Source organism: Winogradskyella sp. (assembly GCF_013042245.1).
GTDB lineage: Bacteria > Bacteroidota > Bacteroidia > Flavobacteriales > Flavobacteriaceae > Winogradskyella.
On the sequence record NZ_JABDQL010000019.1, the window covers coordinates 12,375 to 27,641 of the forward strand.

The 15,267-nt window shown below is 36.0% G+C and carries 28 protein-coding genes and 1 pseudogene; all 29 read left to right on the forward strand.

All coding sequences use genetic code 11. The features are described from left to right. Positions 1 to 2: 2 nt before the first annotated feature. A complete protein-coding gene (gene fusA / locus HKP48_RS01315) occupies positions 3 to 2,129 on the forward strand; it encodes an elongation factor G (protein WP_296342036.1) in 2,127 nt (708 codons plus the stop codon). 12 nt (positions 2,130 to 2,141) lie between these two features. Then, positions 2,142 to 2,447, forward strand: coding sequence for a 30S ribosomal protein S10 (rpsJ, locus tag HKP48_RS01320; protein WP_007650482.1), 306 nt, complete (start codon positions 2,142 to 2,144; stop codon positions 2,445 to 2,447). Positions 2,448 to 2,568: 121 nt separating this feature from the next. Further along, positions 2,569 to 3,186, forward strand: a complete 618-nt coding sequence (gene rplC / locus HKP48_RS01325) for a 50S ribosomal protein L3 (RefSeq protein ID WP_296342038.1) — start codon at positions 2,569 to 2,571, stop codon at positions 3,184 to 3,186. Continuing rightward, positions 3,186 to 3,815 carry a 50S ribosomal protein L4 gene (gene rplD, locus HKP48_RS01330; protein WP_296342041.1) on the forward strand — a complete coding sequence of 210 codons (630 nt, stop codon included), beginning with the start codon at positions 3,186 to 3,188 and terminating at the stop codon, positions 3,813 to 3,815. The genes rplC and rplD overlap by 1 nt, the downstream gene beginning before the upstream one ends. A 6-nt stretch (positions 3,816 to 3,821) precedes the next feature. Continuing rightward, on the forward strand, positions 3,822 to 4,112 hold the full coding sequence (gene rplW, locus HKP48_RS01335) for a 50S ribosomal protein L23 (protein WP_296342043.1): 291 nt from the start codon (positions 3,822 to 3,824) through the stop codon (positions 4,110 to 4,112). Positions 4,113 to 4,122: 10 nt separating this feature from the next. Next, the gene (gene rplB / locus HKP48_RS01340) at positions 4,123 to 4,950 is read left to right on the forward strand and encodes a 50S ribosomal protein L2 (RefSeq protein ID WP_296342045.1); all 828 of its coding nucleotides are present in this window, start codon (positions 4,123 to 4,125) and stop codon (positions 4,948 to 4,950) included. Between the two features lie 13 nt (positions 4,951 to 4,963). Then, positions 4,964 to 5,242, forward strand: coding sequence for a 30S ribosomal protein S19 (gene rpsS / locus HKP48_RS01345; RefSeq protein ID WP_296342047.1), 279 nt, complete (start codon positions 4,964 to 4,966; stop codon positions 5,240 to 5,242). Positions 5,243 to 5,247: 5 nt separating this feature from the next. Beyond that, positions 5,248 to 5,655, forward strand: a complete 408-nt coding sequence (gene rplV, locus HKP48_RS01350) for a 50S ribosomal protein L22 (RefSeq protein ID WP_296342050.1) — start codon at positions 5,248 to 5,250, stop codon at positions 5,653 to 5,655. Between the two features lie 9 nt (positions 5,656 to 5,664). Then, on the forward strand, positions 5,665 to 6,387 hold the full coding sequence (rpsC, locus tag HKP48_RS01355; RefSeq protein WP_296342053.1) for a 30S ribosomal protein S3: 723 nt from the start codon (positions 5,665 to 5,667) through the stop codon (positions 6,385 to 6,387). 23 nt (positions 6,388 to 6,410) lie between these two features. Further along, the gene (gene rplP, locus HKP48_RS01360) at positions 6,411 to 6,830 is read left to right on the forward strand and encodes a 50S ribosomal protein L16 (RefSeq protein ID WP_296342054.1); all 420 of its coding nucleotides are present in this window, start codon (positions 6,411 to 6,413) and stop codon (positions 6,828 to 6,830) included. 11 nt (positions 6,831 to 6,841) lie between these two features. After that, positions 6,842 to 7,033, forward strand: coding sequence for a 50S ribosomal protein L29 (gene rpmC / locus HKP48_RS01365; protein ID WP_296342055.1), 192 nt, complete (start codon positions 6,842 to 6,844; stop codon positions 7,031 to 7,033). A gap of 17 nt (positions 7,034 to 7,050) precedes the next feature. After that, positions 7,051 to 7,308: a 30S ribosomal protein S17 gene (gene rpsQ, locus HKP48_RS01370; protein WP_006988541.1), complete on the forward strand. Its 258-nt coding sequence runs from the start codon at positions 7,051 to 7,053 to the stop codon at positions 7,306 to 7,308. A gap of 2 nt (positions 7,309 to 7,310) precedes the next feature. Continuing rightward, positions 7,311 to 7,679, forward strand: coding sequence for a 50S ribosomal protein L14 (rplN, locus tag HKP48_RS01375; RefSeq protein ID WP_188375185.1), 369 nt, complete (start codon positions 7,311 to 7,313; stop codon positions 7,677 to 7,679). A 14-nt stretch (positions 7,680 to 7,693) separates the two neighbouring features. Further along, positions 7,694 to 8,005: a 50S ribosomal protein L24 gene (gene rplX, locus HKP48_RS01380; protein WP_296342057.1), complete on the forward strand. Its 312-nt coding sequence runs from the start codon at positions 7,694 to 7,696 to the stop codon at positions 8,003 to 8,005. A 2-nt stretch (positions 8,006 to 8,007) separates the two neighbouring features. After that, positions 8,008 to 8,559 carry a 50S ribosomal protein L5 gene (gene rplE / locus HKP48_RS01385; protein ID WP_296342059.1) on the forward strand — a complete coding sequence of 184 codons (552 nt, stop codon included), beginning with the start codon at positions 8,008 to 8,010 and terminating at the stop codon, positions 8,557 to 8,559. 2 nt (positions 8,560 to 8,561) lie between these two features. Further along, positions 8,562 to 8,831, forward strand: a complete 270-nt coding sequence (rpsN, locus tag HKP48_RS01390; RefSeq protein WP_132702467.1) for a 30S ribosomal protein S14 — start codon at positions 8,562 to 8,564, stop codon at positions 8,829 to 8,831. Between the two features lie 78 nt (positions 8,832 to 8,909). After that, a complete protein-coding gene (gene rpsH / locus HKP48_RS01395) occupies positions 8,910 to 9,308 on the forward strand; it encodes a 30S ribosomal protein S8 (RefSeq protein ID WP_296342061.1) in 399 nt (132 codons plus the stop codon). A gap of 12 nt (positions 9,309 to 9,320) precedes the next feature. Then, positions 9,321 to 9,863 carry a 50S ribosomal protein L6 gene (rplF, locus tag HKP48_RS01400; RefSeq protein WP_296342064.1) on the forward strand — a complete coding sequence of 181 codons (543 nt, stop codon included), beginning with the start codon at positions 9,321 to 9,323 and terminating at the stop codon, positions 9,861 to 9,863. A gap of 10 nt (positions 9,864 to 9,873) precedes the next feature. Further along, a complete protein-coding gene (gene rplR, locus HKP48_RS01405; RefSeq protein ID WP_296342065.1) occupies positions 9,874 to 10,230 on the forward strand; it encodes a 50S ribosomal protein L18 in 357 nt (118 codons plus the stop codon). 6 nt (positions 10,231 to 10,236) lie between these two features. Next, complete coding sequence (gene rpsE / locus HKP48_RS01410; RefSeq protein ID WP_296342066.1) at positions 10,237 to 10,761, forward strand: 30S ribosomal protein S5; 525 nt, start codon at positions 10,237 to 10,239, stop codon at positions 10,759 to 10,761. A 13-nt stretch (positions 10,762 to 10,774) separates the two neighbouring features. Next, a complete protein-coding gene (gene rpmD / locus HKP48_RS01415; protein WP_045468968.1) occupies positions 10,775 to 10,954 on the forward strand; it encodes a 50S ribosomal protein L30 in 180 nt (59 codons plus the stop codon). Positions 10,955 to 10,971: 17 nt separating this feature from the next. Beyond that, positions 10,972 to 11,424, forward strand: coding sequence for a 50S ribosomal protein L15 (gene rplO / locus HKP48_RS01420; protein ID WP_296342071.1), 453 nt, complete (start codon positions 10,972 to 10,974; stop codon positions 11,422 to 11,424). Between the two features lie 11 nt (positions 11,425 to 11,435). Then, entirely contained in the window at positions 11,436 to 12,782 is a 1,347-nt protein-coding gene (secY, locus tag HKP48_RS01425; RefSeq protein ID WP_296342073.1) for a preprotein translocase subunit SecY, read from the forward strand. 12 nt (positions 12,783 to 12,794) lie between these two features. Continuing rightward, positions 12,795 to 13,010, forward strand: coding sequence for a translation initiation factor IF-1 (gene infA, locus HKP48_RS01430; RefSeq protein ID WP_007094967.1), 216 nt, complete (start codon positions 12,795 to 12,797; stop codon positions 13,008 to 13,010). Positions 13,011 to 13,014: 4 nt separating this feature from the next. After that, on the forward strand, positions 13,015 to 13,131 hold the full coding sequence (gene ykgO, locus HKP48_RS01435) for a type B 50S ribosomal protein L36 (RefSeq protein ID WP_008269159.1): 117 nt from the start codon (positions 13,015 to 13,017) through the stop codon (positions 13,129 to 13,131). Between the two features lie 118 nt (positions 13,132 to 13,249). After that, a complete protein-coding gene (gene rpsM / locus HKP48_RS01440; protein WP_296342075.1) occupies positions 13,250 to 13,624 on the forward strand; it encodes a 30S ribosomal protein S13 in 375 nt (124 codons plus the stop codon). Between the two features lie 101 nt (positions 13,625 to 13,725). Beyond that, positions 13,726 to 14,109: a 30S ribosomal protein S11 gene (gene rpsK / locus HKP48_RS01445; protein ID WP_296342077.1), complete on the forward strand. Its 384-nt coding sequence runs from the start codon at positions 13,726 to 13,728 to the stop codon at positions 14,107 to 14,109. Positions 14,110 to 14,304: 195 nt separating this feature from the next. Continuing rightward, positions 14,305 to 14,910, forward strand: a complete 606-nt coding sequence (rpsD, locus tag HKP48_RS01450) for a 30S ribosomal protein S4 (RefSeq protein WP_296342079.1) — start codon at positions 14,305 to 14,307, stop codon at positions 14,908 to 14,910. Between the two features lie 102 nt (positions 14,911 to 15,012). Next, positions 15,013 to 15,267 (forward strand): annotated as a pseudogene (locus HKP48_RS01455) (DNA-directed RNA polymerase subunit alpha); the annotation flags it as partial.

Below are 15,267 nucleotides of genomic sequence, written 5' to 3' on the forward strand. Positions count from 1 at the left end.
AAATGGCAAGAGATTTAAAATTTACAAGAAATATAGGTATTGCAGCACATATTGATGCTGGCAAAACTACTACTACAGAGCGAATCCTTTATTACACTGGTGTATCTCACAAAATTGGTGAAGTACATGATGGTGCCGCTACGATGGACTGGATGGAGCAAGAGCAAGAAAGAGGTATTACAATTACTTCTGCTGCTACAACTTGTACATGGCAGTTTCCGCTAGAAAACGGAAATCCAACTCCAGATACTAAAGGCTATCACTTTAACATTATAGATACTCCTGGTCACGTTGACTTTACTGTTGAGGTAAACCGTTCATTACGTGTATTAGATGGTTTAGTATTTTTGTTCAGTGCAGTTGATGGTGTTGAGCCACAGTCTGAAACTAACTGGAGATTAGCAGATAACTATAAAGTACCAAGAATTGGTTTCGTGAATAAAATGGACCGTCAAGGATCTAACTTTATGGCAGTTTGCCAGCAGGTTAAGGACATGTTAGGGTCTAACGCAGTGCCAATTGTTATGAATATTGGTGATGAGATAGACTTTAAAGGTATCGTTGACTTGGTGAAGAATCGTGCTATCGTTTGGCATGATGAAACACAAGGATCTACGTTTGACGTTATCGATATTCCTGAAGAATTAAAAGAAGAGGCTGCTGAATTAAGAGGAAAACTAATAGAAGAGGTTGCTGCTTATGATGAGAATCTTTTAGAAAAATATATGGAAGATGAAGATTCTATTACAGAAGATGAAGTGCACGCTGCACTTAGAGCTGCTGTAATGGATATGTCTATCATACCTATGATATGTGGTTCTGCATTTAAAAATAAAGGAGTTCAGTTCCTATTAGATGCAGTTTGTCGTTACTTACCTTCTCCAGTAGATAAGGAAGGTATTACAGGTATCAATCCTGACACTGAACAAGAAGAAATTCGTAAGCCAGATGTTAAGGAGCCATTTTCTGCTTTAGCTTTTAAAATTGCTACAGACCCTTTTGTTGGACGTTTAGCATTCTTTAGAGCATACTCTGGTCGTTTAGATGCAGGTTCTTATATTTTGAACAATCGTTCAGGTAAAAAAGAACGTATCTCTCGTATCTATCAAATGCATTCTAACAAGCAAAATGCTATCGATCATATCGAAGCTGGAGATATTGGAGCAGCAGTAGGGTTTAAAGACATTAAGACTGGTGATACCATGTCTGATGAAAAGCATCCTATTGTATTAGAATCTATGGATTTCCCAGATCCAGTAATTGGTATTGCTGTAGAGCCAAAGACAAAAGCAGATGTAGACAAATTGGGTATGGCTTTGTCAAAATTAGCTGAAGAGGATCCAACATTTACCGTTAGAACAGACGAAGCTTCAGGTCAGACTATCATTTCTGGTATGGGTGAGCTTCACTTAGATATCATTGTAGATCGTTTAAAGCGTGAATTCAAAGTTGAGGTTAGCCAAGGTCAACCACAAGTAGAGTACAAAGAGGCTATTACAGCTTCTGCAGACCATAGAGAGGTTTACAAGAAACAATCTGGTGGTCGTGGTAAGTTTGCTGATATTGTATTTACTATTGAGCCAGCTGACGAAGGTCAAGTAGGTCTTCAGTTTGAGTCTATAATTAAAGGTGGTAACGTTCCTAAAGAATTTATCCCTTCAATCGAAAAAGGATTCAAAATGGCAATGGTAAATGGGCCTTTAGCAGGTTTCGAAGTTGATGCTATGAAGATTACACTAAAAGATGGGTCTTACCACGATGTAGATTCTGACCAGTTATCTTTTGAATTAGCTGCTAAGCTTGGTTTTAAAAACGTTGCAAAAGCTGCAAAAGCTGTAATCATGGAACCAATCATGAAGCTTGAAGTTATTACTCCAGAAGAAAACATGGGTGATATCGTAGGAGACTTAAATCGTCGCCGCGGTCAAGTAAGTGATATGGGTGATAGAGCAGGTGCTAAAACTGTAAAAGCTACTGTGCCATTATCTGAAATGTTTGGATATGTAACTACATTAAGAACATTATCTTCGGGTAGAGCAACATCAACAATGGAATTTTCACATTATGCTGAAACTCCTAAGAACATATCAGAAGAAGTAATTGCAGCAGCAAAAGGCGTAGAAGCTTAAAACTAAAAGAAAATGAGTCAGAAAATTAGAATAAAATTAAAGTCTTACGATCATAATTTAGTTGACAAGTCTGCTGATAAGATTGTAAAAACAGTAAAAAGTACAGGTGCTGTAGTAACGGGTCCAATTCCATTACCAACACACAAAAAGATTTTCACTGTGTTGCGTTCACCACACGTAAACAAGAAGTCTAGAGAACAATTTCAATTAAGCTCTTATAAGAGGTTATTAGATATTTACTCTTCATCTTCTAAGACGATTGATGCGTTAATGAAACTTGAATTACCAAGCGGCGTTGAGGTTGAAATCAAAGTGTAATTTGAACTAAACATGTCCTGAGCTGCGAGCGAAGGAAAAACGGAAAAAATACTATTCAAGGCTGAAACGTATTTTCAGCCTTGAGTTTTAAATAAGAATTAATAATTAAATAATAATAAATATGTCTGGGTTAATTGGAAAAAAAATCGGTATGACCAGCATCTTCGACGAGAATGGAAAAAATGTTCCATGTACCGTTATCGAAGCTGGACCATGTATCGTTACCCAAGTCAGAACTGAAGAAGTGGACGGTTACAGTGCACTACAATTAGGTTTCGATGACGCGACAGAAAAAAGCGCTACTAAAGCAGACTTAGGTCATGCAAAAAAGGCGGGTACTTCTGTAAAGCGCAAAGTTGCTGAGTTCAAAGGTTTTGATGCGGAGTACAAGTTAGGTGATGCCATCACTGTAGAACACTTTACAGAAGGAGAATTTGTTGATGTGGCAGGTACTTCAAAAGGTAAAGGTTTTCAAGGTGTCGTAAAGCGTCACAATTTTGCTGGTGTAGGTCAAGCGACACACGGTCAGCATAACCGTTTAAGAGCTCCTGGTTCTATTGGTGCAGCTTCTTATCCTGCGAGAGTATTCAAAGGAATGAAGATGGCTGGAAGAATGGGTGGAGACACAGTAAAAGTTCAAAATTTAAGAGTTTATAAAGTAGTTCCAGAAAAGAACTTACTTGTAGTTAAAGGTTGTGTTCCAGGACACAAAAACTCTTATGTAATTATTCAGAAGTAATGAAGGTAGCAGTTTTAGATATAAACGGAAAAGATACGGGTAGAAAAGCTGAGCTTTCTAAAGACGTATTCGCTATTGAACCAAACAATCACGCTGTATATTTAGATGTAAAGCAATACTTGGCCAACCAAAGACAAGGAACGCACAAGTCTAAAGAAAGAGCTGAAATCACTGGTAGTACGCGTAAGATTAAAAAACAAAAAGGAACAGGTACAGCACGTGCAGGTTCTATCAAGTCTGGTGTATTCAAAGGTGGTGGGCGTATGTTTGGACCAAGACCAAGAAATTATGGGTTTAAACTTAACAAAAATGTTAAGCGTTTGGCTCGTAAATCGGCCTTATCAATAAAAGCAAATGACAATTCAATTGTTGTGTTAGAAGATTTTAGCTTCGACGCTCCAAAGACAAAGAACTTTGTTAATGTATTGAAAGCCTTAGAGGTAGAAAACAAAAAAACACTGTTTGTGTTGGGTGTCTCAAATAATAACGTATATTTGGCATCGCGCAATTTAAAACGCTCTGAAGTTATAATGGCATCAGAATTAAGCACTTATAAAATTATGAACGCTAACAAAGTTGTTCTTTTAGAAGGTGCATTAGAAGGAATTGAAACGAATTTAAGTAAATAGAACACGATGAGTATCTTAATAAAACCGATAATCACAGAAAAAGCAACGATGCAAAGCGAAGTGCTTAATGCGTATGCATTTCAGGTGAGTACAAAGGCGAACAAGGTAGAAATCAAAAAAGCTGTTGAAGCAGCTTATGGAGTTTCTGTTGAAAAAGTTCGTACAATAAATGTCCGTCCAGATCGCAAGACCAAGTTTACTAAAACTGGTGTGCAACATGGTAAAACAAATGCTGTTAAAAAAGCAATTGTACAACTGGCGGAAGGTGAAACAATAGATTTATACGCTAACATGTAATTAGACATCAATGTCAGTAAGAAAATTAAAACCGATTACATCAGCCCAGCGATTTAGAGTAGTTAATGGATTTGACGCCATTACTACTGATAAGCCGGAAAAGAGTTTACTCGCTCCGAAAAAAAGGTCTGGTGGTAGAAACAGTCAAGGAAAAATGACCATGCGCTATATTGGTGGTGGTCACAAGAAAAAGTATCGTATTATCGATTTTAAACGGAACAAAACAGGTGTGCCTGCTGAAGTTAAGACTATCGAATACGATCCAAACAGAACAGCATTTATTGCTCTATTAAACTATCAAGATGGTGAGAAGCGTTACGTTATCGCACAAAATGGTTTACAAGTAGGTCAAAAAATAGTTTCTGGTGAAACTGGTGTAGCTCCTGAAATAGGAAATGCAATGCCATTAAGTGAAATACCATTAGGTACAATTATCTCTTGTATAGAGTTGCGTCCTGGTCAAGGAGCTGTTATGGCGCGTAGTGCTGGTGCATTCGCTCAGTTAATGGCAAGAGATGGTAAGTTTGCTACCGTTAAGTTACCATCTGGTGAAACAAGAATGATTCTTGCGAACTGTATGGCTACGATAGGTGTAGTTTCTAACTCCGATCACCAATTGTTAGTATCAGGTAAAGCTGGTAGAAGCAGGTGGTTAGGAAGACGCCCTAGAACAAGACCAGTAGTAATGAATCCAGTTGATCATCCAATGGGTGGTGGTGAAGGTAAATCTTCAGGTGGACATCCCAGATCTAGAAATGGTATTCCTGCTAAAGGTTATAGAACACGTTCTAAGACTAAATCGAGTAATAAGTACATTGTAGAACGTAGAAAGAAATAATTAAGAAAGTAGTATGGCACGTTCATTAAAAAAAGGACCTTATATCCATTATAAATTAGAAAAGAAAGTTGCAGAAAATGTAGCTTCAAATAAAAAGTCTGTTATCAAAACTTGGTCTAGGGCATCTATGATTTCTCCAGATTTTGTAGGGCAAACTATAGCTGTTCATAATGGAAGACAATTTGTACCAGTTTATGTAACTGAGAACATGGTAGGTCATAAGTTAGGAGAATTTTCACCAACAAGATCATTCCGTGGTCACGCAGGTGCTAAAAATAAAGGTAAAAAATAGGAATCATGGGAAGTCGTAAAAAACAAATGGCAGAAGCCATTAAGGCTGAGAAGAAGCAAGTTGCTTTCGCTAAGCTAAATAACTGTCCTACATCACCACGTAAAATGCGCTTAGTAGCGGATTTAGTAAGAGGTAAAAAGGCAGATAATGCACTGACGATTCTTAAATTTAGTTCAAAAGAAGCATCTCGTCGTTTGGAGAAATTATTGTTGTCTGCGATTGCAAACTGGCAAGCTAAAAACGAAGACGCTGATATACAGGACGCTAATTTATTTGTAAAAGAAATTAGAGTAGATGGTGGTACTATGCTAAAGAGACTTAGACCAGCACCTCAGGGTAGAGCACATAGAATCAGAAAAAGATCTAACCACGTAACAGTTGTGATAGATTCATTAAATAAAACACAAAGCTAAGATAGAGATATGGGACAAAAGACAAATCCAATCGGAAATCGTTTAGGTATTATCAGAGGATGGGAATCTAACTGGTATGGTGGTAATGACTATGGAGACAAGTTAGCCGAAGACGATAAGATTAGAAAATATGTTCACGCTCGTTTATCAAAAGCAAGTGTGTCAAGAGTAATTATTGAGAGAACTTTAAAACTTGTAACCGTTACTATCACTACAGCAAGACCAGGTATTATTATCGGTAAAGGCGGACAAGAGGTAGACAAGTTAAAAGAAGAACTTAAGAAAATTACGGGTAAAGAAGTTCAGTTGAACATCTTTGAAATTAAGAGACCTGAGTTAGATGCGTATCTAGTAGGAGCTTCTGTTGCTCGTCAGATTGAAAGTAGAATTTCGTACAGACGTGCTATTAAGATGGCTATTGCTGCGGCAATGCGTATGAATGCAGAAGGTGTCAAAATCCAAATTAGTGGTCGTTTAAACGGTGCAGAAATGGCACGTTCTGAGCACTATAAAGAAGGACGTATTCCATTATCTACTTTTAGAGCAGATATCGATTACGCTCTTGTTGAAGCACATACTACTTATGGTAGGTTAGGTGTAAAAGTTTGGATTATGAAAGGTGAAGTATACGGAAAAAGAGAACTTTCTCCATTAGTTGGCCTATCTAAACAAAAAGGAAAAGGTGGACGTGGTGGAAACAAGAAAGGTGGAAACCAACGTCGTAGAAAGTAATTTTTTAAAGGAAATAAGAAAAAATGTTACAGCCTAAAAGAACAAAATTTCGTAAGCAGCAAAAAGGACGTATGAAAGGAAATGCTGGAAGAGGACATTTGTTATCAAATGGAACTTTCGGTATTAAATCCCTAGAATCAACGTTCATTACTGCACGTCAAATAGAAGCAGCTCGTATTGCCGCTACGCGTTATATGAAAAGAGAAGGGTCATTATGGATTAAAATATTTCCAGACAAGCCCATTACAAAAAAGCCTCTTGAAGTACGTATGGGTAAAGGTAAAGGTGCTGTAGAATATTGGGCAGCAGTTGTGAAGCCAGGTCGTGTTTTATTTGAAATTAGTGGAGTGCCATTAGACGTAGCTCAAGAAGCATTACGTTTAGCTGCTCAGAAACTACCAGTTAAAACTAAGTTTATCATAGCCAGAGATTACGAAGCTTAATAGAAAGTATTATGAAGCAATCAGAAATTAAACAGCTATCTACAGCTGAGTTACAAGAGAAACTTGGTGAAACAAAAAAGAGTTATACGGACCTTAAAATGGCTCACGCAATTTCTCCCTTGGAGAATCCAATACAGTTACGCAACGTAAGACGTACCGTAGCTAGATTAGCGACTGAGTTAACAATAAGAGACGATAAATAATTGTATTCTGCTGAAAGATGGAAAAAAGAAACTTAAGAAAAGAACGTATAGGAGTAGTGACTAGCAATAAAATGCAGAAGTCAATAGTTGTTGCCGAAGTAAAAAAGGTAAAACACCCTATGTATGGAAAATTCGTTTTGAAAACTAAGAAATATGTTGCTCATGACGAAACAAACGACTGCAATATCGGAGATACTGTAAAGATTATGGAAACACGACCTTTAAGTAAATCTAAATGTTGGAGATTAGTAGAAATAATTGAAAGAGCGAAGTAATTATGGTACAACAAGAATCAAGATTAAAAGTAGCTGATAACACAGGAGCAAAGGAAGTTTTAACTATCCGTGTTCTTGGAGGTACAAAAAGACGTTACGCATCAGTAGGGGATAAAATTGTAGTTTCAGTAAAAGCTGCAACTCCAAATGGTAACATCAAAAAAGGAGCTGTTTCTACGGCTGTTGTTGTGCGTACTGCAAAAGAAGTTAGACGTCCTGATGGATCTTATATCCGTTTCGATGACAATGCATGTGTTTTATTAAACCCTACAGGTGAAATGAGAGGAACACGTGTTTTTGGACCAGTAGCAAGAGAGCTTCGTGATAAACAATTCATGAAAATTGTATCATTAGCACCAGAAGTGCTTTAATACATTAAGAAAAAATGACAAAGCTTAAAATAAAAACTGGAGATACTGTAAAAGTAATAGCTGGAGACCATAAGGACTCAGAAGGCAAAGTACTTAAAGTATTAAAGGAAAAGAACAAAGCCATCGTTGAAGGTGTAAATATGGTAAAGAAACACACTAAGCCAAGTGCACAAAGTCCTCAAGGTGGTATAGTAGAGAAAGAAGCTGCTATCAATGTATCAAACTTATCTTTATTAACAAGTAAGGGTGAGACTACGAGAGTAGGGTACAGAATGGATGGTGACAATAAAGTGAGATTTTCTAAAAAATCTAATGAAGTAATTTAGTTATGGCTTACGTTGCAAGATTAAAACAAGAGTACAAGGACAGAGTTGTTACTGCTCTTACAGAAGAATTTGGTTACAAAAATGTAATGCAAGTACCTAAGCTTACTAAGATAGTAATATCTAGAGGTGTCGGTGCTGCTGTAGCAGATAAGAAATTAGTAGACCAAGCAGTGGAAGAATTGACTAACATTTCAGGTCAAAAAGCGATTCACACATTATCTAAGAAAGATGTCGCTTCTTTTAAGTTACGTAAGGGTATGCCAATAGGTGCCATGGTAACATTAAGAGGAGAGCAAATGTATGAGTTTTTAGATCGTTTAGTGACTTCAGCTTTACCACGAGTTAGAGATTTTAACGGTATTAAAGCTACAGGTTTTGATGGTCGTGGAAATTATAATTTAGGTATTACTGAGCAAATTATATTCCCAGAAATTGACATTGATAAAATCAACAGAATATCTGGTATGGATATTACATTTGTTACTACAGCTGATACCGATAAGGAAGCAAAATCACTTTTAACAGAACTAGGATTACCTTTTAAAAAGAATTAATTATGGCTAAAGAATCAATGAAAGCCCGCGAGGTAAAGCGTGCAAAAATGGTTGCTAAATATGCAGAGAAAAGAAAGGCTTTAAAAGAAGCTGGAGATTACGAAGCATTACAAAAGTTACCTAAAAACGCTTCACCAATTCGTCAGCATAACCGTTGTAAGTTAACTGGACGTCCAAAAGGATACATGAGACAATTCGGAATTTCTCGTGTTATGTTCAGAGAGATGGCTAATCAAGGCTTAATTCCAGGTGTTAAGAAGGCAAGTTGGTAAAAAAAACAATTATAAATTGGTTTCAGGTTTGGTAAGAAATCGTTTTTTACCGAAAACCGATACCGCAAATTAATAACTATGTATACAGATCCAATAGCGGATTATCTTACGAGAGTTAGAAATGCAGTGAAAGCTAACCACAGAGTGGTAGAAATTCCTGCATCTAACTTAAAGAAAGAGATAACTAAAATATTATTCGACCAAGGATATATTTTAAGTTACAAATTTGACGATTCTAATGTACAAGGAACAATCAAGATTGCTCTTAAGTACAACAAAGAGACAAAAGAGTCTGTCATCAAAAAAATTCAAAGAATCAGTACACCAGGTCTACGTAGGTATGCTGGTGCCAACGAAATGCCGAGAATCTTAAATGGTTTAGGTATTGCAATTGTTTCAACCTCTCATGGAGTTATGACAGGTAAGCAAGCGCAAAGAGAAAACGTTGGTGGCGAAGTATTATGTTACGTTTACTAAAAACAGGAAGATATGTCAAGAATAGGTAAAAATCCAATCTCAATTCCTGAAGGTGTTACAGTTGAAGTTAAAGACAATGTAATCACTGTAAAAGGTAAATTAGGTGAGTTAACTCAAGAGTACTCGGGTATTGAAATTAAAATAGAAGATGCTACTATTACATTAGAGCGTCCTTCTGAAAAGAAAGAACACAAATCAAAACATGGTTTGTATAGAGCCTTAATCGCTAGCATGATTGAGGGTGTGTCTAAAGGATGGACTAAAGAATTAGAATTGGTAGGTGTAGGTTATAGAGCCTCTAACCAAGGACAAAAATTAGATTTAGCTTTAGGTTTTTCACACAATATAGTAATGGATGTTGCTCCAGAAGTTAAAATTGAAACAATTTCTGAAAAAGGTAAGAATCCAATCGTAAAATTAACTTCGCACGACAAACAATTAGTTGGTCAAGTAGCAGCTAAAATCCGTGGCTTCCGTAAGCCAGAACCTTACAAAGGAAAAGGAGTTAAGTTTGTTGGAGAAGAAATCAGAAGAAAAGCAGGTAAATCAGCTTAATAGTAAGGTTATGGCATTAACAAAGAACAAGAGAAGACAACGAATAAAAAACAGAATACGTAAGATTGTATCTGGTACTGAGGCTAGACCAAGATTATCTGTTTTTAGAAGTAATAAAGAAATTTATGCTCAAATTGTAGATGACGTGACTGGTAACACCATCGCTGCTGCATCTTCAAGAGATAAAGATGTAAGTGGTACAACAGGAAATAAAACCGAAGTTGCTACTTTAGTAGGTAAAGCAATTGCTGAAAAAGCATTAAAAGCTGGTGTTGAGACTATTTCTTTTGATAGAGGTGGGTACTTATACCACGGTAGAGTAAAATCGTTAGCAGAAGGTGCTAGAGAAGCAGGACTTAAATTTTAAGACATTATGTATCAAAAATATAAAAACGCAGAACTTGTTAAACCAGGAGGTTTAGATTTAAAAGATCGTTTAGTTGGCGTACAACGTGTTACTAAAGTAACTAAAGGTGGTAGAGCATTTGGTTTTTCTGCTATTGTAGTAGTAGGTGACGAAGCAGGTGTAGTAGGTCAAGGTTTAGGTAAATCTAAAGATGTTGCTACAGCAATTGCAAAAGCGATTGAAGATGCAAAGAAAAACCTAGTTAGAATTCCTATAATTAAAGGAACATTACCCCACGAACAAAAAGGTAAATATGGTGGAGCAAGAGTAAACATTATTCCTGCAGCTCCTGGTACCGGTGTAATTGCTGGTGGTGCTGTAAGAACTGTTCTTGAAGCCGTAGGTGTACATGATGTATTATCTAAGTCTCAAGGATCATCTAATCCTCATAATGTAGTAAAAGCTACCTTTGATGCATTATTGCAATTAAGAGATGCTGGTTCTATCGCTAAGGAAAGAGGTATTTCACTTGAAAAAGTATTTAACGGATAATCATTAGGACAAGATGGCAAAGATCAAAGTAAAGAAAGTTAAGAGTGCAATAAACCGTACAAAAAGACAAAAGCTAACGTTAGAAGCTTTAGGTCTTAAAAAAATCGGTCAAGTTGTAGAGCATGATGCCACGCCAAATATCCTTGGTATGGTTAAGAAAGTAGAACATTTAGTTTCTGTAGAAGAAGCTTAAAAAAATATAACTTAACAATGGATTTAAGTAATTTAAAACCTGCAGAAGGTTCAGTAAAAAGACAAGGAAAACGCGTTGGTCGTGGTCAAGGTTCTGGTAAAGGTGGCACGGCGACTCGTGGTCACAAGGGAGCTAAGTCACGCTCAGGTTATTCTAAGAAATTAGGATTCGAAGGTGGTCAAATGCCATTACAACGTCGTGTACCTAAGTTTGGCTTTACTAATATCAATAGAATAGATTATCAAGGCGTTAACCTAGATACTTTACAAGAGTTAGTAGAAACTAAGAAAATTAAAGATACTGTAGATTTTGAAACTTTAGTAGAATTAAGATTAGCTCGTAAAAACGAGTTGGTTAAAATTTTGGGTAGAGGAGAATTAAAAGCAAAATTAACAGTTAAAGCTCATAAATTTACTGCGTCGGCAAAGGCTGCTATAGAAGCTGCTGGTGGTGAAGCTGTAATTTTATAAGATATTATATAATGAAAATAATAGATACATTAAAAAACGTCTGGAAGATTACAGAGCTTAAGGATAGAATAATCTTAACCCTAGGCTTATTATTAGTATATCGTTTTGGTGCTCAAGTCGTATTACCTGGTATAGATGCGTCGCAATTAGGAGGTTTACAAGACACTACTGATGGTGGTATTCTAGGTTTATTAAATGCCTTCACAGGTGGTGCTTTTGCTAATGCTTCAGTATTTGCCTTGGGTATTATGCCTTACATATCAGCCTCTATTGTTGTTCAGTTAATGGGAATTGCTATTCCTTATTTACAGAAACTACAAAAAGAAGGTGAAAGTGGTCGTAAAAAAATCAATCAAATTACAAGATGGTTAACTATAGCTATTTGTTTGGTACAAGCGCCAAGTTACTTAGTAAGTTTGCCAAGTTTGGGTATTCCACAAAGTGCTTTTCTATTAGGAACAGGTGGTCTTTTTTACTTTTCGTCAATCGTTATATTGGTGACGGGTTGTGTATTCGCAATGTGGTTAGGAGAGAAGATTACAGATAAAGGCATTGGTAATGGTATATCATTATTAATTATGGTGGGTATAATTGCAACGTTACCACAAGCATTCATTCAAAATTTAGCATCTAGAACCGAAGGTAATGGAGGTTTTATGTTAGTTTTAATTGAACTTGTTATATGGTTCTTAATCATATTAGCTTCAGTGTTATTAGTAATGGCTGTACGTAAGATTCAAGTTCAGTATGCTCGTAGAACTGCATCTGGTGGTTATGAGAAGAATGTATTTGGCTCACGTCAGTTTTTACCGTTAAAACTTAATGCTTCTGGTGTAATGCCAATTATCTTTGCACAAGCAATTATGTTTGTACCTAGTTTAGTAGGTGGTTCATCTTGGTTGAAAGACACTACCGCAGGTGCATGGATGCAAACTAACTTTGCTGATATCTTCGGATTTTGGTATAATTTGGTATTTGCGCTTTTAATTATTGTATTTACATATTTCTACACAGCTATTACTGTTCCTACGAATAAAATGGCTGATGATTTAAAACGTAGTGGTGGATTTATTCCAGGTATTCGTCCAGGAAGTGAAACTTCAGAGTATTTAGACAAAATCATGTCTCAAATTACTTTACCAGGTTCTGTTTTCTTAGCATTAGTCGCTGTTTTTCCAGCGTTTGTAGTTAAGTTAATGGGCGTACAACCAGGTTGGGGATTATTCTTCGGAGGTACATCGTTATTAATCATGGTAGGTGTTGCCATAGATACTATACAGCAAATAAATTCTTATTTGTTGAATAAGCACTATGACGGTTTGATGAAAACAGGTAAAAATAGAAAAGCAGTAGCATAATAATATTTAGACATGGCAAAACAAGCAGCAATAGAGCAAGACGGTACAATTATAGAAGCATTATCTAACGCTATGTTCCGCGTAGAATTAGAAAACGGTCATATCGTAACCGCTCATATATCTGGTAAAATGCGTATGCACTACATTAAGTTGTTACCAGGAGATAAAGTAAAATTAGAAATGAGTCCTTATGATTTAACAAAGGCTCGTATAACTTATAGATACTAACAAGATGAAAGTAAGAGCATCAGTTAAAAAGAGAAGTGCCGATTGTAAATTGGTACGAAGAAAAGGGAGACTTTATGTTATTAACAAAAAGAACCCTAGGTTTAAACAAAGACAAGGATAAACACTAAAAGTATTTAGTTATAGACTGAAATGAATCTGTTCGAAATCATTTGGTTTAGGATTCTAACAACTAAAAAACTGTACTGACTAAAGAATGTCAGTGCTAAAACTAAAACAATATGGCAAGAATTGCAGGTGTAGACATACCAAAACAAAAAAGAGGAGTTATCTCTTTAACTTATATCTATGGAATAGGTAGAAGTCGTGCTAAAGAAATTTTAGAAACTGCTAAAGTTGAAGAAGGCACAAAAGTACAAGATTGGACAGATGACCAAATCGGAGCTATCCGTGAGGCTGTAGGTACTTTCAAGATTGAAGGTGAATTACGTTCCGAAACACAATTAAACATCAAGCGTTTAATGGATATCGGATGTTACAGAGGAATCCGTCACAGAGCTGGTCTTCCATTAAGAGGACAACGCACTAAGAACAACTCTCGTACAAGAAAAGGTAGAAGAAAAACTGTTGCTAACAAAAAGAAAGTAACTAAATAATAAAAGACAGTAGTCATTAGTAATTAGGTTAGACGAATCTGTTTGAAATGTAAAAGTTTAGGATTCTCAAAACTAAAAGCTAACACTAGAAACTAAAAAATATGGCAAAGTCAAGTACAAAAAAACGCAAAGTAATTGTTGATGCAATTGGAGAAGCGCATATCACAGCATCTTTCAACAACATCATCGTATCTTTAACAAATAAAAAAGGTGACGTAATTTCTTGGTCATCAGCTGGTAAAATGGGTTTTAGAGGTTCTAAAAAGAACACGCCTTACGCTGCTCAATTAGCTGCTGAAGATGCTGCTGGAGTTGCAAAAGAAGCTGGTTTAAAGAAAGTAAAAGTATACGTTAAAGGTCCTGGTAACGGTAGAGAATCTGCTATCAGATCCATACACAATGCAGGTATCGAAGTAGCAGAGATTATTGATGTTACACCTCTACCACATAATGGTTGTCGTCCTCCAAAAAGACGTCGTGTATAATTTAACCTGAACGTGTTTCAGATTCTTTTTATCACAAAACCAAAATAAACTAATATCTTTTATAATATCGATATTAGTTTATTTTCTTTATTTTTGCAAACTGAAAAATAACAATAAGTATAACCGAGAGGCTTACGGTTTAGAAGGATAAGCTTAAGACCTTAATTCTATAATCACTCTCAAAACAAATTAGAAATGGCAAGATATACTGGTCCTAAAACTAAAATCGCTCGTAAATTCGGGCAAGCAATTTTCGGAGACGATAAAGCATTCGAAAAAAGAAATTATCCTCCAGGACAACATGGAAATAACCGTCGTCGAGGAAAAAAATCTGAATATGCTATCCAGTTAATGGAAAAGCAAAAAGCTAAATACACTTATGGTATTTTAGAAAAGCAATTCAGAAACATGTTTAAAAGAGCAACAGCAGCACAAGGAATTACTGGTGAGGTTCTTTTACAACTATGTGAATCTCGTTTAGACAACGTCGTATTCAGAATGGGTATCGCTCCAACACGTAGTGCTGCACGTCAATTAGTATCTCACAGACACATTACAGTTAATGGTCAAAAGGTAAACATTCCTTCATACCAACTAAAGGCTGGAGATGTTGTTGGTGTTAGAGAAAAGTCAAAATCTTTAGAGGCAATCACTAACTCATTAGCTAATTCTAGTAATGTATATGAGTGGATTACTTTTAACAATGATACAAAAACTGGTACTTATGTTTCTGTACCAGCACGAATCCAAATTCCAGAGCAAATCAACGAGCAATTTATTGTAGAACTTTACTCTAAATAATAATTAATTTAATCATATTGGTATTTAGCCAAAGGGTTTATGAGGCTTTCTTCAAACTCATAATCCGCGCAACTAAATAACAATTAAAACGAAGAAAAAATTATGGCAATTTTAAATTTTCAAAAACCCGACAAAGTAATAATGATTGACTCTACCGATTTTGAAGGTAGATTCGAATTTCGACCATTAGAACCAGGTTTTGGTTTAACGGTTGGTAATGCTTTAAGACGAGTATTATTATCATCTTTAGAAGGTTTTGCAATTACATCAATTAGAATTGAAGGTGTAGACCACGAATTCTCAACAATTGCAGGTGTAGTTGAAGACGTTACTGAAATGATTTTGAATTTGAAGCAA